The following is a 21,571-nucleotide window of genomic DNA, read 5'->3' on the forward strand; positions in this document are numbered from 1 at the left end:
ACGGGGAACGGGGGCGTGACCAATGCGGGTGCTCATCGCCGGTGCGGGGATCGGCGGGCTGACCGCCGCGCTGAGCCTGCACGCGGCCGGGATCGACGCGCTGGTCGTCGACTCGGCCGCGCGGCTCGGCCCGTCCGGCGTCGGCATCAACCTGCTGCCGCACGCCGTGCGGGAGCTGACCGAGCTGGGTCTCGGCGACGCGCTGGCCGCGACCGCGATCCCGACCGGCGAGATGGTGCACTTCGACCGGCACGGCGGCCGGATCTGGGGCGAGCCGCGCGGCCGGGCGCTCGGCTACCACTGGCCGCAGTACTCGGTGCACCGCGGCGACCTGCAGATGCTCCTGCTGACCGCCGCCCGCGAGCGGCTCGGCGGCGCCGCCGTGCGGGAGGCCATCACACTCGAGGCGTTCGAGGAGGCCGGCGGCGAGATTCGCGCCCGGCTGCTCGACCGGGGCGACGTCGCCGCGGTCACCGCCGACGTGCTCGTCGGCGCCGACGGCCTGCACTCGCGCGTGCGGGCCCACCTGCATCCGGGCGAACCGCCGCCGCTGTGGAACGGCATCCGGATGTGGCGCGGGGTGACCGAGGCCGAGCCGTTCCTCACCGGCCGGACCCTGGCCGTGGCGGGCAGCAACACCCGCGCCAAGTTCGTCGCCTACCCGATCTCGCTGCGCAGCGAGGTCGAGCGCGGCCGCGCGACGGTCAACTGGGTCGCCGAGGTGCGGCTGCCCGAGGGGTCGCCGGGCCCCGCCGCCTGGGACCGCGCCGGCGACCTCGACGAGGTGCTCCCCCACTTCGACGGCTGGCGCTTCGACTGGCTTGACGTGCCCGCGCTGCTGAAGGCCACCGCCACGATCCTGCAGTACCCGATGGTCGACCGCGACCCGCTGCCGTTCTGGAGCCGCGGCCGGGTGACGCTGCTCGGCGACGCCGCCCACCCGATGTACCCGATCGGCTCGAACGGCGGCTCCCAGGCGATCCTCGACGCGCGCGTCCTGGCGTACGAGCTGGCCCGCGCCGCCTCGCCCGCCGGGGGGCTGGCCGCCTACGACCGCGCCCGCCGCGAGCCGGTCAACCGGATCGTGCTCGCCAACCGCGCGATGCCCGCCGACAGGGTGCTGCACACGGTGGCCGAACGCGCGCCCGGCGGCTTCGCCCGCATCGAGGACGTGCTCACCCCCGCCGAGCTCACCGAGATCACCGGTGCCTACCGCCGGACCTCGTTCGCCGACGTCGAGGCCCTCAACACCCGCCCCTCCTGGACCGCTCCCCGCTGAGATCCCACAACCAAGGACAACGCTCAGGAGCCTTTGGACAAGGTCATGCGCGTGGCAACTCCCTCCGCTCCAAGCCGACGATGATCGTCAAAGGCCGGGCCGCTCGCCTGGACGACGCTGAGACGCAGGTCGACGCCCTCACCCGCAGGGTGGTGGCCCTCCAGGAGGGGCAGGCGCTCACCATCGGGGCGCTGGGAGCGTTGCTGACGCGGCAGGGGCTCGAGATGCCGGCCCTGACCGACGAGGAGATCGACGAGATCCACGACGCCCAGAAGTCATTTGGCGTCGGCGTAGCGGTCGACGATGGCGATCTCCATGGGGAACACGACCGGGGTGTCGCCGAAGAGCAGCCGGCGGGCCTCCTCACCGGCCTCGCGGACGGCGGCGGCGACCTCGCCGGCCAGGTCGGCGGGGGTGTGCACGATGACCTCGTCGTGCTGGAAGAACACCAGGCGCGGGGGCCCGAGCGCGGTGAGGCGGCGGCGCAGCGAGCCGAGCAGGGCCAGCGCCCAGTCGGCGGCGGTCGCCTGGACGACGAAGTTGCGGGTGAAGCGTCCGCGGCTGCGCAGCGCCTGCCCCGCGCTGGTGTCGTCGCCGGTGGAGGTCAGCTCGCGCCACCCCGCGGACGGCGGCGGGCAGGTGCGTCCGAGCCTGGAGCGCACCAGGCGGCCCTGCTCGCCCGCGCGGGCCGCCGCCTCGACGTAGGCGAACGCGTCGGGGAACCGGTTTTTGAGGATGCCCAGCAGTTGCACGGCCTCGCCGGTGCCGCCGCCGTACATCGCCGACAACAACGCGATCTTGGCCTTGTCGCGGGCGGTCATCTCCTTGGCAGGACGTTCCGCGACGGCGGGATCGCCGGCGGGAGGCTGCGCGGCGGGGGTGCGGGCGCCGCCGAAGGCCGGGGCCAGGGCGGCGTAGAGGTCGCCCTCGGCCGCGGCCTTGGCGAAGGCGCGGTCACCGGCGAGGACGGCGAGCACGCGCGGCTCCAGTTGCGCGGCGTCGGCGACCACCAGCGACCAGCCGGGATCGGCGACGACGGCCCTGCGCAGCACGCGCGGGATCTGCAGGGCGCCGCCGCCGTTGGTGGCCCAGCGGCCCGACACCACGCCGCCGACGACGTACTCGGGACGGAACCGGCCGCCCGCCACCCACGTGTCGAGCCACGTCCAGCCGTGCGCGGTGTGCAGCCGGGACAGCTCCTTGTATTCGAGCAGGTCGGGGACCGCCGGATGGTCGAGCCCCTTGAGCACGTGGGCGCGGGTGGAGGTGATGGTGACGCCGGCCGACGCGAACGCCTTGACGATCTGGCCGGGCGAGTCGGGGTTGACGTGCGCGCGGCCGCCGAACGCGGCGCTGACGCGGTCGGCGAGGACCTGCAGCCTGCGCGGGCGCAGGCCGCCGGACGGGCGCGGGCCGAGCAGCTCGGTGAGGAGCGCGTCGTGCTCGGTCTCCGACCAGGGCAGCCCGTCGTGGCTCATCTCGGCCGCGACCAGCGAGCCGGCCGACTCGGCCGCGGCGAGCAGGGCGAAGCCGTCGAGCGCGGCGATGCGGCGTTGCTGCTCGGCGTGCACCGCGACGACCTGCTCCAGCTCGTCGTGATCGGCCGGAACGGCGTCGTCGAAGAGCGAGGCCTGCGGCGGCAGCTCCCCGGCCGGCAGCGGGTCGGCCGGGACGGGCTCGCCGCGCAGCCGCGCCCACGCGGCCCGGACGGAACGCGGCTCGCCGTAGTGGCCCGCGTGGCCGAGCAGCAGGCTCTCGACCAGCTCGAGGTCGTGGCAGCGGGCGACGCGCACCCCGGCCCGCACCAGCCGGGGGTAGAGCCGCGCGGTGGCGGGCCACACCCAGCGCGGGGCCCCGCTCCGCTCCCGGTCGGCGATGGCCGTGACCAGGTCGGCGACCGTCTCGGCGGGGCCGGCGGGCGTGCCGTCCTCGGCGAGGGGCCGCAGCTCTCCCCCGCCGTCCGCGCCGGCGGCGACCGCGATCCTCACCTGCCCATTCTGCCGCCGCGCACCGACAGAACGCGCGAACGCAAAACCCCTCCGTGCCCGTGAGGGGCACGGAGGGGTTCCGGCGCGGTTCCAGGAAAGCCGTCAGGGGTGCGGCTCTCGGTGCTCGCGGGCGACGCGGCCTCAGCCGGCGCGGCCTCAGGCGACCAGGGAGACCTGCTGCCCCGGCGGCGTGTCGCCGTACCGGTCGACGACCTTGTTGAGCTGGATCTGGTAGTACAGCACGCCGAAGCCGAAGATCCCGAGGAGGAACCCGACGCCGCCGCTGCAGGTCGCGGGCAGGCCCGCGGCACGCTGCGCCTGCGCGATGCGGCCGCCCAGCTTGCAGTAGACCACCAGGGGCCAGATGTAGAGCGTGATGGCGCCGAAGAGCAGCGAGAGGATCGCGTTGACGGAGGAGTCGCCGACACGGCGGTCGTACTCGTAGAGCTCCTTGTGGACCTTGAAGAACCACACCAGGCCGTAGATGCCGAAAGTGATGATCGGCAGCCCGAGCCAGGCGCCGACCGGGTTGCGGCGCTTCATGTTGAGCCCGGCGGCCTGGGCGACCGGACCCTGCTTGTTCACCGGGGCCGGGGCGTGCCCGCCCTGCTGCGACTGCGGGAAAGACTGCTGACCCTGCTGCGGGTAGCTCATGCTCTGCACTCCTGTGGCTGCGGCCGAGTTCCGGACGCAGTCCCGACGAATTCGGTCATGCGGTCATGCGGGGGTGAGATCAGACTGTACGACAGCCCGACGATCAAGGGCGCTACATCAGCAAGATTGTCGTGCTTTAGTGCGAGATTTTCGTATTTCCAGCTGAGCGGTCCTTTAGTGCAGCTAGTGCACCTGGTCCGCCCTAATGCCGATGCTCCAGCCGGATGTGCACCTCGTCCTCGCAGGGCGGGTCGGCCTCGTGGTCGCCGCAGCCGCTCGCCGCGAAGCAGCGGATGCGCACCGACTCGGCGGTGACGTCGATCCGCAGGAAGCTCTTGAAGAACGGCGGCCTGTCCCAGTCGGCGAGCTCGGACCGGAACTTCTGCGGCAGCTTGCGCACCGGCAGGCGGAGCCACCTCGTGCGGCGCACGCGGGAGTCGGGGACGCCCAGCAGCGCGGCGACGACACGGGCGCGGAACGAGGGCGGCGCCTGGTCCTCGTACCCGCGCGCGGGACGGATGCCGAGCCGGTGCCTGACCGCCTCCGTCGCCTCGGCCGGGGTGAGCGCGAAGAACCGCGGCATGCGCAGCCACCTGCCGTACATCTGGCTGTAGCGCGACAACGAGTCGCCGCGCAGCGGGTAGCAGCGGAACCGGTCCTCCTCGACCAGCCTGGTCTTGGGGATGATGTGCGTGGCGTGCATGAACGCGCCGCCGCCGCCCGAGACCACGTACTCGATCGTGCGGCCGTCGTCGGTGCGCACCGGGTAACGCTGGTAGTTGTGCGTGTCCCCGCCGATGGCGGCGACGTAGTTGTGCGCCGGGTCCCGCACGATCTCGTCGACGGTGCCGCCGTCCTCGATGGGTCCGGGCTTGGCGCCGTCGTCGACGAGCAGCGGCTTGCCGGTGATGAGCAGCTTGGGCTTGGGCCCGGCGGACATCTCCCGCAGCCAGGCGCCCTGGTCGCGGTCGATGCCGCCGGTGATCCCGGTGTCGATGCCCACGATGCGCAGCGAGGGCGTGTCGATCGCCCAGTACGGTCCCGGCTGGGCGGCCCGCTGCTCGGGCCGGGCGCGGTATTCGGCCCGCGCCCTCGCCAGCGCCTCCTCGTCGACCGGGCCCGACCTGCGCCACAACAACCGCGGCAGGAACCGCAGCGTGCCCGCCCACGGCTCCGGCTCGCACCCCACGTCCAGGTTGCAGAACACCCGCAGGAAACCCCGCAGCCCGTCGTACCAGTCGTGGTTGCCGGGGATCGCGTAGATCGGCCCGGCGAAGTCCTTGTACGGGCGGAAGAACTTGCTCTCGTAGTCGGCCATCTCGCCGGTCGGGTAGATGACGTCGCTCGCGATGACCATGAAGTCGGCGTCGCCGCCGGCCGCGAGCGCGGGCGGCACCACCGCGTACTGCGAGCGGTCGCCCTCCCCGGTGTCGCCGAGCAGCAGGAACGAGAACTCCGGCGTCGAACGGTGCATGGTGAACGCGGCCGGCGTGCCACGCTCGGTCAGCGCCGCGACGCACCGGCGGCGGATGCCGTCGGACGGGTCGCCGAACAGCCGCGCGATCACGTCGTTGCGCGACCGCCACAACACCGTCGGACGCCGCCACGAGAACCCCGGCGCCCGGTCGTCGGGCATCAGCTTGGTGAAGGTGCCCGGCGTACCGCAGACCCAGCCCGCTCCCGCCTCCGAGACGCGGGAGTTGTCGGGCGTGTGCCGCCCGGGCGCCACCGAGTCCTCGGCATGCACAGAAAACCTCCGGGGGGTGAGGGATTATGCACACCCTGTCCCGGAGGTGATCTGTACGTCAAGCGCCGCCGGCGCCGGACGCCCCTAGTGGGCGCCGGTCCCGGTGAGCGCGCGGACTTCGAGCTCGGCGTAGAGCCCGTCGTCCTCGGGACGGCGCCGCGCCGTGACGGTGCCGATCGCCGCCGCGAGGAACCCGATCGGGATCGAGATCAGCCCCGGGTTCTCGAGCGGGAACGGCGCCTTGGTCGTGCAGGAGAACAGCGCGTCGGCGTTGCCGACCTCCTTGGAGGCGACCGGGACGCCGCACTTCTCCGCCTGCGTGGCGTTCAGCTTGACGGCCGGCTTGGTCTCCGAGGCACCGCCCCACGCGACGGGCGACAGCAGCACCAGGACGACGGCCGAGATCAGGCCGCCGTAGATGCCCCAGACCGCGCCGCGCGTGTTGAACCTCTTCCAGAACAGCGAGAAGAGCAACGTGGGCAGGTTGGCCGACGCCGCGACCGCGAACGCCAGCGCCACCAGGAACGCCACGTTCAACCCTCGGGCGAAGATGGACAGGATGATCGCGATCGCGCCGATGACCAGCGCGGCGATCCGCGCGACCCGCACCTCGTCCTTCTCCGTGACCTTGCCGCGCTTGAACACGTTGGCGAACAGGTCGTGCGCGAACGAGGACGACGACGCCAGCGTCAGCCCGGCGACCACGGCGAGGATCGTCGCGAACGCCACCGCCGCGATGATGGCCAGGAAGACGGCGCCTCCCGTCGATCCCGCACCACCGCCGAGCTCCTCCGCCAGCTGTGGTGCCGCGGTGTTGCCGCCCGGATTGGCCTTCTTGATGGCGTCGCTGCCGACGAGCGCGGCGGCGCCGAAGCCGATGACCAGCGTCATCAGGTAGAAGGCGCCGATGATGCCGATGGCCCAGTTGACCGACTTGCGGGCGGCCTTGGCGGTCGGCACCGTGTAGAAGCGGATGAGGATGTGCGGCAGGCCCGCGGTGCCCAGCACCAGGGCGAGCCCCAGCGACAGCAGGTCGAGCTTGGACCACATGTCGGTGGCGCCGTACTTCAGGCCGGGCTGGAGGAACGCCTCGCCCTTGCCGCTCTTGGCGGCGGCGGCGTCGAGCAGCGTCGACAGGTTGAAGCTGTACTTGGACAGCACCCAGACCGTCATGATCAGCGCACCGGTCATCAGCATGACGGCCTTGACGATCTGCACCCAGGTGGTGCCCTTCATGCCGCCGACCGTCACATAGAAGATCATCAGCGCGCCGACGACCACGATCGTCCAGACCTTGGCGGCCTCGCCCTCGGTGCCCAGGAGCAGCGACACCAGCGCGCCCGCGCCGACCATCTGCGCGAGCAGGTAGAAGATGCTCACCACGATGGTGGAGATGCCGGCCGCGGCGCGTACCGGCCGCTGCCTCATCCGGAACGCGAGCACGTCGGCCATGGTGAACCGGCCGGAGTTGCGCAACATCTCGGCGACCAGGAGCAGCGCCACCAGCCAGGCGACGAGGAAGCCGATCGAATAGAGGAACCCGTCGTACCCGGACAGGGCGAAGAGTCCCGCGATGCCCAGGAAGGAGGCGGCCGACATGTAGTCGCCGCCGATCGCCAGGCCGTTCTGGAACGCGGAGAAGGAACGGCCGCCGGCGTAGTAGTCCGCGGCGGTCTTGTTCTGCCTGCTCGCCCAGACCGTGATCCAGAGGGTGATCGCCACGAAGACGGCGAACAGGATCAGGGAGAAGGTGCGGTGCTCGTTGTCGGTCTGCGCCAGCACCGGCGCGGCCAGGAGCTGGTTCACTTGCCCTCCTCCTCGCCGGCGTCCGGCTTCTTGGTGGCGTCCGGCTTCCCGGTCGCCTCCGGCTCGGTCTCACCGGGCTTCGCCGGGGCCGCGCCCTCCTCGGCCGCGGTCTCGCCGGCCGGCTCCTCAGCCGGTGTCTCCTCTGCCGGTGTCTCCTTGGCGGGAGACTCTTCGGCCGGCGCCTCCTCGGCGGCAGGCTCCTCAGCCTCCGGCTCCCCGGCGGGCGGCTCCTCAGCGGGGGCCTCCGCGGCGGGGGTCTCCTCGGCCGGAGCCTCCGCCGTGGCGCCGGCGGCAGGCAGCACGCTGGCGGGGGTGATCGCCCGGACCGCGTCGGCCATCGGCTCCAGCGTGCGGCTGGAGTACCGCTCGTATGCCCAGGCGATGAGGAAGGTGGAGACGAACTGGAGCAGACCGAAGATCAACGCGACGTTGATCTCACCGATCACCTTGGTGCTCATGAAGTCGCGCGCGTAGGCCGACAACACGACGTAGAGCAGGTACCAGGTCAGGAACGCCGCGGTCATCGGGAAGACGAAGCGACGGAAGGCATGCCGGAGCCGCTTGAACTCCGGGCTCTCACTCAGCTGAAGATAGACCCCGTTGTCGATCGGGCCGTTGCCGGCGCCCGTCGGCCCTGGGCCTGACGTATCCGCTGTCACGCACACCTCCGGAGGAAAGATCTCCTCGCCAATCTCACCGGGGAGCATGATCATGACGCGACCCCGGCGTGGCCAGTGCAGGCCATTTGACCAAGAACTTGGTTGGCGCCAGAAGGTCGGAGACCTGGTCGATGCCTGCTCGATGCCACTCTGAGATCTGCGTCACACAATTCGCAGGCGTCACACCCCTCGGCGGCGCCGAAACGCGGGCCGATCCAGGGTCATTCCACCGCGAAGGTCCGCGTGTCGCCGGTCGAGACGATCTCCCGGCCGAGCGGCAACAGCGAGACGGGGATGAGCTTGAAGTTGGCGATGCCGAACGGGATCCCGATGATCGTCAGGCACAACACCACGCCGGTGACCACATGGCCGAGCGCCAGCCACCAGCCCGCCACGACCAGCCAGATCACGTTGCCCACGCACGATCCGGCCCCGGCACCGGAGCGTTTGACGACGGTGTTGCCGAACGGCCACAGCGCGAACAGCGCGATCCGGAACGAGGCGATGCCGAACGGGATCGTGATGATGAGGATGAAGCAGATGATGCCGGCGAACGCGTAGCCGACGGCCAGCCAGAACCCCGACAGGACAAGCCAGATGATGTTCAGCAGGGTGCGCACGGCAGTAACTCTAGGCCTTCGCCGATGATCCGTCGCGTACCGCGCCGAAGATCGTGGCGGGCGCCGGGGCCACCCCCGTGAGCGCCGGCGCCCCACCACGTACGGGGCGTCTGCGGGCATCATGGGTCCCCCCAGAACGGCGACTCGCGCCTCCCATGATGCCTCCGCAGACGTCCGAAGGTCCCGAAAACGGGACGTAGGGGAACGCTATCCAGTGATCCGTAATGGCTTCGTAAACCGATCAGAAGGCGAGGCCAAAATCTGTCAGGGCGCCAGTATCCGCAGGGCACCGGGCATGATCCGAGCGGTGACGGGGAGCTCACCGGGGAGTTCGCCGTCCGCCCCGTACGGCAGGACGCGGCCCGGGGTGGTGAGCTCGATCCGGACCTCGCGGCCGCGCAGCACCTCGACCTGGGGCCGGCGTACGTGGGTGCCCTTCTCCAGTTCGCGCATCACCGCGAAGAACATCGTCCGGGGCGCGTGCTTGATGAGGACGACGTCCAGCAGCCCGTCGTCGACCTCGGCGTCCGGCGCGATGTGCTTGCCGAAGCCGTAGTAGCCGGAGTTGGCGGCGACGACGGTGTAGCCGCGCCGCTCGTGCACCTCGCCGTCCACGGTGATGCGGTAGTCGGCCGGGCGCCAGGTCGCGATCGCCCGCAGCGCGCCGACGTAGTAGGCCGCCGACCCGCGCAGCAGCCGGGTCCGGTTGGCGTTGTCGTTGGCGACGGCGTCGACGCCCGCGTACACGCTGCCCAGCACCGGCGTGCCGTTGGCCTCGATGGTGTCGACCGGCCGCGGCTCGCCCGTGAGGAGCAGCGGGGCGAGCGCCGCCGGGTCGCCGGGGACGCCCAGCTGGCGGGCGAAGTCGTTGCCGCGCCCGGCGGGGACGATGCCGAACACCGCGTCCGTGCCGGCCAGCGCGCCTCCCACGCAGCCGACCATCCCGTCACCGCCCACGCCCAGCACGACGTGCCCGGCGGCCGCGGCGCCGCGGGCCAGCGCGGTGGCGTGCTCGAGGCCGCGGCTGTATTCCACCGCGACCTCGGCCCCCGCCTCGCGCAGCAGCTTGGCGAGGGGGATCAGCGTGGCCGCCGAGGCGGACCCGCCCGCCGTCGGGTTGACCACGGCGGTGAAGGTGCGGGTCTTCATGAGGGGCTCACTCCTGACCGGCCGGGGGGACGAGGATGCCCGGGTTGAGGATCCCGGCCGGGTCGAGCCGGTGCTTGACCGTGCGCAGCACGTCCATGGCGAGCGGCCCGATCTCCCGGGCGTACCAGTCGCGGTGGTCGGTGCCGACGCCGTGGTGGTGGCTGATCGTACCGCCGGCGGCGATGATCGCGTCGTTGGCGGCGTGCTTGGCCTTCTCCCAGTGCGCCAGGGCGTCCCCCTCCCCCTGTGTTTCGCCCCCTTGGCCGGGCCCCGCCACCCCCGAGGCCGACACGACGGTGAAGTAGAGGGACGCGCCGGTCGGGTAGACGTGCGAGATGTGGCACATGACCAGCGGCGGCGTGCCGGCGTCCGCCAACGTGGTGGTGAGCGCGGCCTTGACCGCCTCGTACAGGGCCGGGACGCCGGACCAGAACGTGGCGGTCTCCAGCGTCTCGACGAACGCGCCGACGTCCAGGAGCGAGTCGCGCAGGTACGGGGCGTTGAAGCGGCCGTGCTCCCACTTCTCCCCCGGCCCGTCGCCCAGCGGCTCGCCGCCCGCCTCGGAGAGCACGGCCCGGGTCGCCGCGCGGCGTGCGGCGATCTCGTCCGGCGTGCCCTCGTAGCCGACGACGGCCAGGCATCCGGCCGCGTCGGGCAGGCCGCCGCCGATCGCGCCGGGGTCGGCGAGCCCGATCATCGTCTCGGCCTCGTCGGAGAGCCGCAGGACGACCGGCCTCGGCCCGTCCTGGGCGAGCCGCCGCAGCGCCGCGGCGCCGCGGTCGAAGGAGGCGAACCGCCAGCCCTCGTACGCGGCCGACGCGGGCACCGGGTGGATCTTCACGGTGACCGAGGTGATCACGCCGAAGGCGCCCTCGGAGCCGAGCACGAGCTGGCGCAGGTCGGGCCCGGCGGCCGACCTCGGTGCCCGGCCCAGGTCCAGCGTGCCCTCGGGGGTGGCGACGGTCAGCCCGACGACCATCTCGTCGAAGCGCCCGTAGCCCGCCGACGCCTGGCCGCTGGACCGGGCCGCGGCGAACCCGCCGATCGTGGCCCACTCGAACGACTGCGGGAAGTGCCCGAGCGTGTAGCCGCGCTCGCGGAGCAGCGCCTCGGCCTCGGGGGCGCGCAGGCCCGGCTGGAGGACCGCCGTGCGCGACACCTCGTCGACCGACACCAGCGCGTCCAGCCGGCGCAGGTCGAGCGCGACGAACGCGGAGATGCCCTGCGGGGCGAGCCCGCCCACCACCGACGTGCCGCCGCCGAACGGGACGACCGCGATGCGGCGCCCGGTGCAGATCCGCAGCACCTCCAGCACCTCGTCATGGGTGCCGGGCAGCACGACGGCGTCGGGCGCGTCCGAGGTCTCGCCCGCGCGGATCCGCAGCAGGTCGGGGGTGGACTTGCCGCGCGTGTGCCGGACGCGCGCCTCGTCGTCGGTCCGCACGTGCGCGGCGCCGACGGCCTCGCCCAGCGCGGCCAGCGCGGCCTCGTCCAGCCGTGAACTACAGGGCCGGACGTCTTCGAGGGCGACGGGGGCGCCGTCGGCGGGCCTGACTCCGAGCAGGTCGCGCAACAGCCCGGCCACCGGCTCCGGCAGTGGCGTGGCCTTGGCCGGGTCGCCCCAGCCGCTCCACAACATGTCCACCGCGCCTCCCCTGTATGTGTCGTCCGTCGTCGTGTCGGTGGCTTACACTGTGACACATGACGTCGAATCGTCACAACAAAACGGCGGACGACACGGTGCTGGACGCCGCACGCGACTGCGTGCTGGCCGTCGGGGTGCGCCGGACCACGCTGACCGACATCGCGCGGCGCGCCGGGGTCTCCCGGATGACCCTCTACCGGCGCTGGCCGGACGTGCGCACGATCGTCGCCGACCTCATGACCCGCGAATGGGTCGAGATCGCCGCCGCCGTCCGGCCGCCGTCCGACGGCGGCGGCGTGCGCGAGCGCCTGGTCACCAGCCTGGTCGAGGGGGTGCGCACCTTCCGCGCGCACCCGCTGCTGCGCAAGATCGTAGAGGTCGATCCGGAGCTGCTGCTGCCGTACGTGCTGGATCGGCGCGGGGCGAGCCAGGAGGCCTTCCTCGAGCTGTTCGAGACCGCGATCGAGGCCGGCCACGCCGACGGCACGATCCGGCCCGGCCACCCGGCCCGGCAGGCCCGCGCGCTGCTGCTCGTCGTCCAGTCGTTCGCGCTCTCGGGGCGGACGATGTTCGACCCCGGCCTTCCCGGCGACCCCGAGCTCGGCGCCGAGGCGTTCGACGCCGAACTGCGCCACATCCTGGAGAGGACGCTCGCGCCATGACCACCACTCCCCTCAGGTCCTCCCTCAACGCGGCGCGCCGCGAACGCGAGCTCGCCGCCCTGCCGGGCCAGGTGGTCGACGTGCTGGTGGTCGGCCTGGGCGCCACCGGCGCCGGCGTCGCGCTCGACGCCGCGTCCCGGGGCCTGTCGGTCGCCGCGATCGACGCGCACGACCTGGCGTTCGGCACGTCCCGGTGGAGCTCGAAGCTCATCCACGGCGGCCTGCGCTACCTGGCGTCCGGCCAGCTGGACGTCGCGCACGAGAGCGCCGTCGAGCGCGGCGTGCTGATGGCCCGCACGGCGCCGCACCTGGTCCGCGCGCTGCCGTTCGTGCTGCCGCTGACCCCGCTGGTCTCGCGCGCCGACGCCGCCCTCGCCCGCGCCGGGCTGGCGGCCGGCGACGCGCTGCGCGCCGCCGCGCGCACCCCGCGTGCCCTGCTGCCCGGGCCGCGCCGCCTCTCCACGATCGAGACGCTGCGGCTGGCGCCCGCGCTGCGCCCGTACGGGCTGCGCGGCGGCCTCCTGTCCTGGGACGGCCAGCTGGCCGACGACGTGCGCCTGGTCACCGCGCTCGCCCGTACCGCAGCGGCGCACGGCGCCCGGATCCTCACCCGCTGCCGGGCGCTCGACCTCAGCGGCGACGGCGCCCGGATCCGCGACGAGCTGACCGGCACCGAGCACACGATCCGCGCCCGCGGCGTCGTCAACGCGACCGGGGTCTGGGCGGGCGGGCTGGTGGACGGCGTGCGCCTGCGCCCCTCGCGCGGCACCCACCTGGTGGTGCGCGCCGAGAGCCTGCGCGGCCTCACCGCGGGGATGCACATCCCCATCCCCGGCGCCGGCAACCGCTTCATCCTGGTGATCCCGCAGGGTGACGGCCGGGTCTACATCGGCCTCACCGACGAGCCCGCGGAGGGCCCGGTCCCCGACGTCCCGGTGCCGGCCGAGGCCGAGATCGGCTTCCTGCTGGACATCCTCGGCTCGGCGCTCGACGTGCCCGTCCGCCGCGACGAGGTGATCGGCTCGTTCGCCGGGCTGCGCCCGCTGCTGGACGACGACCACGGCGCCACCGCCGACATCTCCCGCCGGCACGCCGTGCTGACCTCGCGCGGCGGGGTCGTCACGATCGTCGGCGGCAAGCTCACCACCTACCGCCGGATGGCCCAGGACGCGGTGGACGCCGTCCTGGCCGGGCGGGCGGGCCTGACGGCCGGGCCCTGCCGCACGGCGCGCCTGCCGCTGGTGGGCGCGGCCTCCCAGCAGGCGCTCGCGGCGCTGGACGCCCCGCGCCGGCTCGTCCAGCGGTACGGCACCGAGGCCCCGCTGCTGGCGGCGCTCGCCCGCGACGACGCGGCCATGCTGGAGCCGGTCTCCCCCGGGTCTCCCGTCCTCACCGCCGAGCTCGCCTGGGCGGTACGGCACGAGGGCGCGCTGGACGTCTCCGACCTGCTCGACCGCCGCACCCGGATCGGGCTCGTCCCCGCCGATCGCGCGGCGGCGCTGCCCGCCGCCGAAACGGTCCTCGACCTGCCGGGAACGCCCGCGGCACCGGCCGGGGCCATGTGATCAACGATCTTTCGTGGGTATGAGGAGTGTCACTTGCCCTGGGCGGGGAACATGAGATTAGGTTAGCCTGGCCTAATTCGTTGCGACGGGGGACCTCTTGCTACGCCAGAACGGCTGTGACCATTGCCCGGGGAGTCACTCCGGGGAACGGCCGTGCCTGGGCAGCGCCACCACCAAGGCGCGGAGCTGGCTGCTCATCGAGCACCCCGGCCCGTGGCCCGAACGCATCGAGCAGCTCACCGGCCCGCTGGGCGACGTCGTGCGCGCCGCCCAGGCGGCGGGCGTGCGGCCCCAGCTCATCCGCCGGACCGGGCGCCGCCGCGCCACTCCCCCGTTCCAGGTGTACGTGGGCCACTCGGCCGGCGACGACGTCTGGCTCGAGGGCCGGGAGCTCGCCGACCCGTCCGGGTTCGACGGCCTCGACCTCGCGGCCGTCGCCGAGGGGCGGCGGCCGGGCTTCGGCGAGCCGGTCACCGCGCCGGTCCTGCTGGTCTGCACGCACGGGCGGCGCAACGCCTGCTGCGCGCGGACGGGCGCGCCACTGGCACGTGACCTGACGGCACGTTTCGGGCCCCTCGTCTGGGAAACCACCCATGTCGGCGGTGACCGCTACGCGGCGAACCTCGTATGCCTTCCACATGGGATCTACTACGGCGACCTCGGGACCACCGAGGCCGTACGCGCCGTGGACGCGTACCTGAAGGGCGAGGTCGTGCTCGACCGGCTGCGCGGACGGGCCGGGATGCCCGAGCCCGCCCAGGCGGCGGAGCACTTCGTCCGCGTCCAGACGGGATCGCTGGCGGTCGCCGCGATCAGCGTCACCTCCCTCACGGGAACAGATCCCTACGAAGCGGTTGTTCAAGTACACGACACGCGTTACCGGGTGATCGTGGAGAGCACGACGGCGGCCGACCCCTGTGGCCCCGACTGTCAAGAGAACCTCGAGACCTACATTGTTAGGGACCTCACCCTTCTCAACGAGGCAGCCCTCGTGTAATCTCCTTGAGGCCCCATTCGAGGGTCTCACTGCCGCACGACCCCAGATCCCGGAGAACCGGGCGGGGAACAGAGCGGCAACTCCAGACGTTGGACCTCTCGGCGCTTCTGTGTCACGTCGGGCGTCCATGTCCGAAATTGCTCGTAAACCAACCAAGGTGGGTGTTCCATGGCTCAGGTACGTCGGCAGGCAAACCTCCCTCGTCCCAGCTGGGGCTGGCAGGACGCCGCGGCGTGCCGGGGGGAAGACCTTGTGCTCTTCTTCGGTCCCGACGGCGAGCGTCAGCCCGAGCGCGAGATTCGCGAGCGCAAGGCCAAGCAGATCTGTATGGGCTGCCCCATGCGCGCCGAGTGCCTGGACTACGCGGTTTCCAGGCCCGAGAAGTACGGCACGTGGGGCGGTCTCAACGAGGACGAGCGCGCGTCTGAGCGCCGTCGCCGCATGCGCCGCGCGAACGCCGCCTAAGGCACGCCGCAAGGTCACGCTCGCGGTTCCCATCGCGCACCCCGGCACGCCACCGGAAAACGTCACGGCCCCGCTTAGCGGGGCCGTTTGCGTGTCCGCGATCGATTGAACGCTTGTTCGCCCTACGAACCAGCCGGTCACATGTGCGTCACAGCTCTGTCACAAGATCACCGAGACAAATCCAGGCGCAACAGTTTCCCCACTACCTGATCTCGAGAAGTCCCGCGGGCTATTCCGGCAAATTCGAGCGGAACCATTCCGCGCTCAGCCGGGCGACCTCGCCGAGCGCCCCCGGCTCCTCGAACAGGTGCCCCGCCCCGGGCACCACCGCCAGCCGGTGCCCTGCCGCCGGATCCATACGTTCCATCGACTGCTCGTTGAGCGCCAGGACCTCCGGATCGCGACCCCCGACGATCAGCAGGGTGGGGGCGCGGACCGTGCCCAGCGCGTGCGCCGCGAGATCGGGACGGCCGCCGCGGGACACCACGGCACCGACCTCGCCGGGCGCCTGCGCCGCGGCCACCAGCGCCGCCGCCGCGCCCGTGCTGGCGCCGAACAGGCCGACCGGGCGGTCCGCGAGCCCGCTCGCCTCCGCCGAGCGCGCCCACGCCACCACCCGGCTGAGCCGTCCGGCCAGCAGCGGCACGTTGAACCGCAGGTGCGCGGTGCGCAGGTCCTCGATCTCCTCCGCGGGCGTGAGGAGGTCGAACAGCAGCGTGGCGAATCCGTGCCGGGTGAGCACCGCGGCCACCGCGCGGTTGCGCGGGCTGCGGCGCCCGCTGCCGCTGCCGTGCGCGAAGACGATCACACCGCGGACGCCTGACGCGCCTCCCGGCCCGTCCCCGGCCCCGGCGCCGCGCGGCACGGGCTCGGAGAGATCGGCCTCCAGCCGGACGTCGCCGGCCGAGACCCGCAGCGTGGTCATCGGCCCGCCGCCGCCCGGTCGAGCCAGAAGAGCACGTCGGCGTCGGTGAGCTGGTCGAAGCGGCGGTACCACTGCCCCACCGCGCGGAACGCCCAGGGCGCCGCCAGGACCACCACGTCGTCCGCCTCGGCCGCCAGTGCCCGGACGGTCTCCGCGGCGCCCACGGGCACCGCCAGGACCACCCGGGTGGGATCCGCGGCGCGGACGGCGCGCAGCGCGGCGCGGGCGGTGCCGCCGGTGGCCAGCCCGTCGTCGACGACGACGACCGGGCGGCCGCTCAGCGAAGGCAGCGGGCGGCCGCCGCGGTAGGCGGCGACCCGGCGGGCCAGCTCGGCGCGCTCGGCCGTCACGGTGGCCGCCAGGTCCTTCTCCAGGAGCCCCAGCCGCTCCAGCAGGCCGTGGTCGAAGACGGGCGCACCGCCCTCGGCGATGGCGCCCACGCCCAGCTCGGGCTGGCGCGGATAGCCGATCTTGCGGGTGACCAGGACGTCCAGCGGTGCGGGCCGGTCGGGCAGGGACAGCCGCCGGGACACCTCGTAGGCCACCGGCACGCCGCCGCGGGGCAGGGCCAGCACCACCGCGCCGTTCAGGCCGAGCGGGACGAGCCGGGCCGCGAGCACCCGCCCCGCCTCGGCACGGTCGGCGAACGGCAGCCGTACGGTCTCGCCTTCGGGTGCCGTACCGGCACGATCGCGGGCAGGCCTGTTCCAGGGCATCGGCGCCACCCCCTCCGGGGTCGCGAATGAGCGCCTGACCCAGACCTACCCAAAGCGGCGCCCGACGACCTCCCCCGGAGCGGGTCCGTCTGGGCGCCGCGGCCGTCCCGCCTGGCGGCGGCCGACCGGACGGCGGTCAGGCGGCGGCCGGACGGCGGACAGGCGGGCGCGGGCCGATCAGGCGGCGGAACCGCTGGTGAGCCAGCGCAGCGGGTTGTCGTGCGTGATCGTGCGCAGCGTGGCGTCGTCGGCGCCGGCCGCGCGCAGCGCCGGCAGGAACGTCTCGAAGAGATGGCCGTAACCGGCACCGCCGTACCGCGTGATCTGGGTCATGCGCGCGACGCCGGTGCTCAGCAGGACCCGCTCGGCGTGCCCGGCCTCCAGGAGCTCCAGGACGGCGCGGACGCGCGCGCCCAGCAGCGCCGCGTCGTCGCCGGCCAGCCCGAGGGCGCCGAACGAGACGTACGCGCCGAGCTCGGCGATCTTGCGGTGCGCGGCCGGGTCGTCACCGAGGTCCTGCTGGCCCACCGCGACCCGCTCGGGCGCCAGCCCGTCGGAGGTGAGGATCTCCAGCTGGGCGACGCCGGACCGGCCGTACGTCGCCACCGGGAGCCCGGAGTAACGCCCGGCGCGGGCGGCGGCCCGCAGGCAGCGCTCCTCGGCGGCGGTGGGCGCCTCGCCCCAGGTGCCGATCTCCCCGATCACGCCGGGCAGCGAGTTGGTGCCGTCCATGCCGAAGCCGACCTCGGCCAGGATGCGCTCGGCGAGCTTCTCCACGTCGGCCTCGGCCACGAACGCCGGGTGGAACGGCTCGGTGAAGTAGCCGGTGCCCGCCACCACGGCCACCCGGGAACCGGCGCTGATCCGGGACAGCGCGGCCGCGTTGCGACCCATCCCGGCGCAGGTCAGGTCGATGACCAGGCCCAGGTCGTGGTCGGTGCGCAGGGCGGCCAGCTCGCCGGTGACGCCCTTCTCCTCGTCCAGCCAGCGGCGCGGGTCCGACTCCACCCGGGACGGCCTGGTCGACCAGCGCAGGTCCAGCTGCAGGTGCTCGTGCGAGAGCACGGCACCGGTGATCACGGACGCGGGAATCGTGCCGGTCACGGTACGCAGCCGCCCGGTCTCCTCAGGGGGGGTCATGTCAGGCGAGGCTACGACATGTTTGCCCTATTCCGGTCCTGTTGGGGCATAGTTTTTACCCTTGCCCCGCCCGCCGGCGGGAGGTCAGTCGCCGCCGCCGCGCTGCTCGACCGCCTTGGCGTGCGCCTCGTCGGCCGCCGCGGCCTTCTCCGCCGCCTCGGCCGCCGCCTGGGCGGCCTGCGCGCGCACCGCGCGGGCGCGGGCGGTGCCCACGCTCGGCCACAGCCGGTCGATCTCGGCGTTGAGCGCGGCGCCGATGAGCACCGCGAGCGCCGCCACGTACAACCAGGCCAGGATCGCGATCGAGGCCGCCAGCGAGCCGTACACCGACACCCCGGCCAGCGAGCCGGCCAGCCAGAGCCGGAGCGTGACGCTGCCCACGATCCAGATGATCAGCGCGATCACCGCGCCCGGCACCTCGCGCCACCAGGACGTCCGCACCGGCACGCTCATGTGGTAGAGCATCGCCAGGAACAGGATCGACAACGTCACCACGACCGGCCAGTAGAACAGCTGGACGAACGCCGCGCTCTCCGGCAGCGCCTCGCGCACCAGCGCCGGGCCGGCCACCAGCAGCGGGATCAGGATCAGCATGACGAGCAGGCCGATCAGGTAGAGCGCGAACGCGCGCAGCCGGGTCCTGATCACTCCGCGCACGCCGGACAGCCCGTAGGCGATGGTGATCGTGTCGACGTAGACGTTGGTGGCCCGCGACCCGGCCCACAACGAGATCAGGAAGCTCAGCGAGACGATGTCGGGGCTGCCGCCCCGGATCACGTCGTCGATCAGCGGCACCACCACCGAGTCGACGGCCGGGCCGGTCAGCACGGTCTGCGACTGCGTGATCAGCCAGGCGCGGATCTCGGCGACCGTCTCGTTGCCCAGCACCGACCGGAAATGCCCCATCGTGCCGATGAGCCCGATGACCAGCGGCGGCAGCGACAGCAGCGCGAAGAAGGCCGCCTCGGCGGCGAGCCCGGTGACGCGGTAACGGAAGGCCGCCACGGCCGTGCTGCGGATCAGGCCCCAGGCGATCGCGCCCGGGCGGCGCCGCACGCCGGGCGGTTCATCCGCCTCGGAATCGTCCGTCGAAGCCCCCGCCGGGCCAGCGGCGTCCGAAACAGTGGTCACACTGCCCCACCGTAAAGCGTTGCCCGCCCGGAACATGCCTGATCGCCCATTTCAGTGGTCCGCCCCGGCGCGTCGCGAAGCGCCGCCGTAATTCTCCCGCTCATACCCACTCTGACGCGCCGAGGCCGCTTCCGGACCACGATCGACACCGTCAGGGCACCCAGGTCGCACCTCGGGGGGACGCGCCCGTCGCCGATTTGCCTCGATCGGCGACAATGGAGAGATGATCTGCCGAGCGTGCCGCGACCGCCACCACGACGACTGTCGTGGCGGGTCGTGGTGCGACTGCCAGCATCTTTCCGGTCCGGCGACGCCGGAGCAGCGCGACGCGGAGAAGGACGCGGAGAAGACGGCCGAGGGGCGGCCCGCGGAGCCGAAGGTCAACTGGAAGAGGCAGGGATGATGACGGATCTCACGCGTCCGTATGCCGGACGCAACTGGACAGCCCGCGAGACCTCGGGTCATCATGTTCACATGACTGCTGCGGACCCCCTGCTGGTAATGCGCCGGCACGTGGACTTTCTGCGCGTCCGCAGCGCGATCTGTCGGTGACGCCCCGACCACGCCCCGTTGATCATTACGGAAGCGTGGCGCATCGGCGTCACCTTTGACCGTTCCCGCTCACCGTCGAGCCGGCCGTCAGGCTGTCCCCGGTGCGCTGCGCGTCCTCCCAGCACGAGATGGATTGGACGCTCGCCGTGCCACCAGCGACCAAGCGCAAGCGAGGCGAGGGCCAGTGGGCCCTCGGTTACCGAGAACCCCTCAACAAGAACGAGGAGAACAAGAAGAACGACGACGGGCTCAACGTCCGCCGCCGGATCCTCGACGTCTACTCCAAGGCCGGCTTCGACTCGATCGACCCGGCCGACCTGCGGGGCCGCTTCCGCTGGTTCGGGCTCTACACCCAGCGCAAGCCCGGGATCGACGGCGGCAAGACCGCGATCCTGGAGGACGAGGAGCTCGACGACCGCTACTTCATGCTGCGCGTCCGCATCGACGGCGGCCAGCTGAGCGGCGACCAGCTGCGCGCGGTCGCCGACATCTCCACCAAGTACGCGCGCGGGACCGCCGACATCACCGACCGGCAGAACGTGCAGTACCACTGGATCGCGATCGAGGACGTGCCGGCGATCTGGGAGACCCTCGAGTCGGTCGGGCTGTCGACCATGGAGGCCTGCGGTGACACCCCGCGAGTGATCATCGGCTGTCCGCTGGCCGGGATCGCGGCGGACGAGGTCATCGACGCGACGCCGCAGATCACGGAGGTCCACGACCGCTACATCGGGTCGCAGGAGTTCTCCAACCTGCCGCGCAAGTTCAAGTCGGCGTTCTCGGGCTGCACCGCGCACTGCACGGTCCACGAGATCAACGACGTGGCGTTCGTCGGCGTGGTGAACGACGAGGGCGAGGTCGGCTACCAGGCGTTCGTCGGCGGCGGCCTGTCGACCAACCCGATGTTCGCCAAGAGCCTCGGCGTCTTCGTCAAGCCGGAGCAGGCGCACGAGGTCTGGAAGGGCATCATCGCGATCTTCCGGGACTACGGCTACCGGCGGCTGCGCCACCGTGCCCGGATCAAGTTCCTGATGAACGACTGGGGCCCGGAGAAGTTCCGCGAGGTGCTGGAGAAGGAGTACCTCGGGTACGCGCTGCCGGACGGCCCCGAGCCCGCCGCCCCGCTCCCCCGCCGCGACCACGTGGGCGTCCACCCGCAGAAGGACGGCGACTTCTACGTGGGCTTCGCGCCGCGCGTGGGCCGGGTCAACGGCGAGATCCTCGGCGTCATCGCCGACCTCGCCGAGCGCTACGGCTCGGGCCGGGTGCGCACGACGGCCGAGCAGAAGATGGTGATCCTCGACGTGCCCGAGGAGAACACCGAGCCGCTCGCCGCCGCGCTCGCCGAGCACGACCTCCAGGTCAACCCGTCCACGTTCCGGCGCCAGACCATGGCCTGCACCGGCATCGAGTACTGCAAGCTCGCGATCGTCGAGACCAAGCAGCGCGCGATGGACCTGATGGACGAGCTGGAGAAGCGCCTGCCGGACTTCGACCAGCCGCTGACCATCAACGTCAACGGCTGCCCGAACGCCTGCGCCCGCATCCAGGTCGCCGACATCGGGCTCAAGGGCCAGCTGGTCGTGGACGAGAACGGCGACCAGGTGGAGGGCTTCCAGATCCACCTGGGCGGCCAGGTCGGCGCCTCGTTCGGCAAGAAGGTCCGCGGGCTGAAGACCACCTCGGCCGGGCTGACCGACTACGTCGAGCGGGTCGTCCGCAACTTCGACGCGCAGCGCACCGACGGCGAGACCTTCGCCGCCTGGGTCCAGCGCGCCGACGACGCCGACCTCAAGTAGCCGGGCCGTAGAAATGAGCGAACGTGCCGCGCCGTTCTACTGCCCGTACTGCGGAGACGAGCACCTCGAGCC

General features: G+C 72.6%; 20 protein-coding genes. 7 read left to right on the top strand and 13 right to left on the bottom strand.

Going from position 1 to position 21,571, the window contains the following annotated elements; translation table 11 throughout:
• Window positions 1-22 precede the first annotated feature (22 nt).
• A complete protein-coding gene (locus tag ABZ810_RS17590) occupies window positions 23-1,279 on the top strand; it encodes a flavin-dependent oxidoreductase (protein WP_358404026.1) in 1,257 nt (418 codons plus the stop codon).
• A gap of 23 nt (window positions 1,280-1,302) precedes the next feature.
• Here the strand turns inward: ABZ810_RS17590 and ABZ810_RS17595 are convergent, their stop codons facing one another.
• The 9 genes from ABZ810_RS17595 to ABZ810_RS17635 form a co-directional block, all read right to left on the bottom strand.
• Window positions 1,303-1,542, bottom strand: coding sequence for a hypothetical protein (locus tag ABZ810_RS17595; RefSeq protein WP_358404028.1), 240 nt, complete (start codon window positions 1,540-1,542; stop codon window positions 1,303-1,305).
• A 12-nt stretch (window positions 1,543-1,554) separates the two neighbouring features.
• On the bottom strand, window positions 1,555-3,267 hold the full coding sequence (locus ABZ810_RS17600) for a bifunctional 3'-5' exonuclease/DNA polymerase (protein ID WP_358404030.1): 1,713 nt from the start codon (window positions 3,265-3,267) through the stop codon (window positions 1,555-1,557).
• A 156-nt stretch (window positions 3,268-3,423) separates the two neighbouring features.
• Window positions 3,424-3,921, bottom strand: a complete 498-nt coding sequence (locus ABZ810_RS17605) for a DUF4234 domain-containing protein (RefSeq protein ID WP_358404031.1) — start codon at window positions 3,919-3,921, stop codon at window positions 3,424-3,426.
• A 202-nt stretch (window positions 3,922-4,123) separates the two neighbouring features.
• Window positions 4,124-5,668: a metallophosphoesterase gene (locus ABZ810_RS17610; RefSeq protein ID WP_358404032.1), complete on the bottom strand. Its 1,545-nt coding sequence runs from the start codon at window positions 5,666-5,668 to the stop codon at window positions 4,124-4,126.
• 84 nt (window positions 5,669-5,752) lie between these two features.
• Window positions 5,753-7,474, bottom strand: a complete 1,722-nt coding sequence (locus tag ABZ810_RS17615; protein WP_358404033.1) for a cation acetate symporter — start codon at window positions 7,472-7,474, stop codon at window positions 5,753-5,755.
• Window positions 7,471-8,187: a DUF485 domain-containing protein gene (locus ABZ810_RS17620; RefSeq protein ID WP_358404035.1), complete on the bottom strand. Its 717-nt coding sequence runs from the start codon at window positions 8,185-8,187 to the stop codon at window positions 7,471-7,473. The genes ABZ810_RS17615 and ABZ810_RS17620 overlap by 4 nt, the downstream gene beginning before the upstream one ends.
• Before the next feature lie 167 nt (window positions 8,188-8,354).
• A complete protein-coding gene (locus ABZ810_RS17625; RefSeq protein WP_358404036.1) occupies window positions 8,355-8,753 on the bottom strand; it encodes a YccF domain-containing protein in 399 nt (132 codons plus the stop codon).
• A 264-nt stretch (window positions 8,754-9,017) separates the two neighbouring features.
• Window positions 9,018-9,902 carry a YegS/Rv2252/BmrU family lipid kinase gene (locus ABZ810_RS17630; protein WP_358404038.1) on the bottom strand — a complete coding sequence of 295 codons (885 nt, stop codon included), beginning with the start codon at window positions 9,900-9,902 and terminating at the stop codon, window positions 9,018-9,020.
• Between the two features lie 7 nt (window positions 9,903-9,909).
• Entirely contained in the window at window positions 9,910-11,541 is a 1,632-nt protein-coding gene (locus ABZ810_RS17635; protein WP_358404402.1) for an FAD-binding oxidoreductase, read from the bottom strand.
• 62 nt (window positions 11,542-11,603) lie between these two features.
• On the opposite strand from ABZ810_RS17635, the gene ABZ810_RS17640 reads away from it, so the two are divergent.
• From ABZ810_RS17640 to ABZ810_RS17655, 4 genes are all read left to right on the top strand, one after another.
• Entirely contained in the window at window positions 11,604-12,209 is a 606-nt protein-coding gene (locus tag ABZ810_RS17640; RefSeq protein WP_358404040.1) for a TetR/AcrR family transcriptional regulator, read from the top strand.
• Window positions 12,206-13,774, top strand: coding sequence for a glycerol-3-phosphate dehydrogenase/oxidase (locus ABZ810_RS17645; protein ID WP_358404042.1), 1,569 nt, complete (start codon window positions 12,206-12,208; stop codon window positions 13,772-13,774). The genes ABZ810_RS17640 and ABZ810_RS17645 overlap by 4 nt, the downstream gene beginning before the upstream one ends.
• 97 nt (window positions 13,775-13,871) lie before the next feature.
• Complete coding sequence (locus ABZ810_RS17650) at window positions 13,872-14,771, top strand: sucrase ferredoxin (protein WP_358404043.1); 900 nt, start codon at window positions 13,872-13,874, stop codon at window positions 14,769-14,771.
• 168 nt (window positions 14,772-14,939) lie between these two features.
• A complete protein-coding gene (locus tag ABZ810_RS17655) occupies window positions 14,940-15,236 on the top strand; it encodes a WhiB family transcriptional regulator (protein WP_358404045.1) in 297 nt (98 codons plus the stop codon).
• A gap of 229 nt (window positions 15,237-15,465) precedes the next feature.
• On the opposite strand, the gene ABZ810_RS17660 is transcribed toward ABZ810_RS17655, so the two are convergent.
• The 4 genes from ABZ810_RS17660 to ABZ810_RS17675 all read right to left on the bottom strand — a co-directional run bounded on the left by ABZ810_RS17660 (window position 15,466) and on the right by ABZ810_RS17675 (window position 19,148).
• On the bottom strand, window positions 15,466-16,161 hold the full coding sequence (locus ABZ810_RS17660) for an alpha/beta family hydrolase (protein ID WP_358404046.1): 696 nt from the start codon (window positions 16,159-16,161) through the stop codon (window positions 15,466-15,468).
• A complete protein-coding gene (locus tag ABZ810_RS17665) occupies window positions 16,158-16,877 on the bottom strand; it encodes a phosphoribosyltransferase family protein (RefSeq protein ID WP_358404048.1) in 720 nt (239 codons plus the stop codon). Before ABZ810_RS17665 ends, ABZ810_RS17660 begins: the two co-directional genes overlap by 4 nt.
• A 177-nt stretch (window positions 16,878-17,054) precedes the next feature.
• On the bottom strand, window positions 17,055-18,017 hold the full coding sequence (locus ABZ810_RS17670) for an aryldialkylphosphatase (RefSeq protein ID WP_358404050.1): 963 nt from the start codon (window positions 18,015-18,017) through the stop codon (window positions 17,055-17,057).
• An 84-nt stretch (window positions 18,018-18,101) separates the two neighbouring features.
• Entirely contained in the window at window positions 18,102-19,148 is a 1,047-nt protein-coding gene (locus ABZ810_RS17675) for a YihY/virulence factor BrkB family protein (RefSeq protein ID WP_358404051.1), read from the bottom strand.
• Between the two features lie 223 nt (window positions 19,149-19,371).
• Between ABZ810_RS17675 and ABZ810_RS17680 the strand changes: the two genes are divergently transcribed.
• Together ABZ810_RS17680 and ABZ810_RS17685 are read left to right on the top strand one after the other, a co-directional pair.
• Window positions 19,372-19,551, top strand: coding sequence for a hypothetical protein (locus ABZ810_RS17680; RefSeq protein ID WP_358404053.1), 180 nt, complete (start codon window positions 19,372-19,374; stop codon window positions 19,549-19,551).
• A gap of 277 nt (window positions 19,552-19,828) precedes the next feature.
• Window positions 19,829-21,499 carry a nitrite/sulfite reductase gene (locus ABZ810_RS17685; protein ID WP_358404404.1) on the top strand — a complete coding sequence of 557 codons (1,671 nt, stop codon included), beginning with the start codon at window positions 19,829-19,831 and terminating at the stop codon, window positions 21,497-21,499.
• Window positions 21,500-21,571 lie beyond the last annotated feature (72 nt).

It is taken from the genome of Spirillospora sp. NPDC047279, from assembly GCF_040643285.1.
GTDB lineage: Bacteria > Actinomycetota > Actinomycetes > Streptosporangiales > Streptosporangiaceae > Spirillospora.

Excerpts from the sequence above, each read along its gene's own strand:
- ABZ810_RS17635 (WP_358404402.1), bottom strand. The coding sequence starts at position 11,541 with ATGTTGTGGAGCGGCTGGGGCGACCCGGCCAAGGCCACGCCACTGCCG.
- ABZ810_RS17605 (WP_358404031.1), bottom strand. The coding sequence starts at position 3,921 with ATGAGCTACCCGCAGCAGGGTCAGCAGTCTTTCCCGCAGTCGCAGCAG.
- ABZ810_RS17670 (WP_358404050.1), bottom strand. The coding sequence starts at position 18,017 with ATGACCCCCCCTGAGGAGACCGGGCGGCTGCGTACCGTGACCGGCACG.
- ABZ810_RS17660 (WP_358404046.1), bottom strand. The coding sequence starts at position 16,161 with ATGACCACGCTGCGGGTCTCGGCCGGCGACGTCCGGCTGGAGGCCGAT.
- ABZ810_RS17640 (WP_358404040.1), top strand. The coding sequence starts at position 11,604 with ATGACGTCGAATCGTCACAACAAAACGGCGGACGACACGGTGCTGGAC.
- ABZ810_RS17685 (WP_358404404.1), top strand. The coding sequence starts at position 19,829 with ATGGATTGGACGCTCGCCGTGCCACCAGCGACCAAGCGCAAGCGAGGC.
- ABZ810_RS17590 (WP_358404026.1), top strand. The coding sequence starts at position 23 with ATGCGGGTGCTCATCGCCGGTGCGGGGATCGGCGGGCTGACCGCCGCG.
- ABZ810_RS17645 (WP_358404042.1), top strand. The coding sequence starts at position 12,206 with ATGACCACCACTCCCCTCAGGTCCTCCCTCAACGCGGCGCGCCGCGAA.
- ABZ810_RS17655 (WP_358404045.1), top strand. The coding sequence starts at position 14,940 with ATGGCTCAGGTACGTCGGCAGGCAAACCTCCCTCGTCCCAGCTGGGGC.
- ABZ810_RS17680 (WP_358404053.1), top strand. The coding sequence starts at position 19,372 with ATGATCTGCCGAGCGTGCCGCGACCGCCACCACGACGACTGTCGTGGC.
- ABZ810_RS17630 (WP_358404038.1), bottom strand. The coding sequence starts at position 9,902 with ATGAAGACCCGCACCTTCACCGCCGTGGTCAACCCGACGGCGGGCGGG.
- ABZ810_RS17665 (WP_358404048.1), bottom strand. The coding sequence starts at position 16,877 with ATGCCCTGGAACAGGCCTGCCCGCGATCGTGCCGGTACGGCACCCGAA.
- ABZ810_RS17620 (WP_358404035.1), bottom strand. The coding sequence starts at position 8,187 with ATGATCATGCTCCCCGGTGAGATTGGCGAGGAGATCTTTCCTCCGGAG.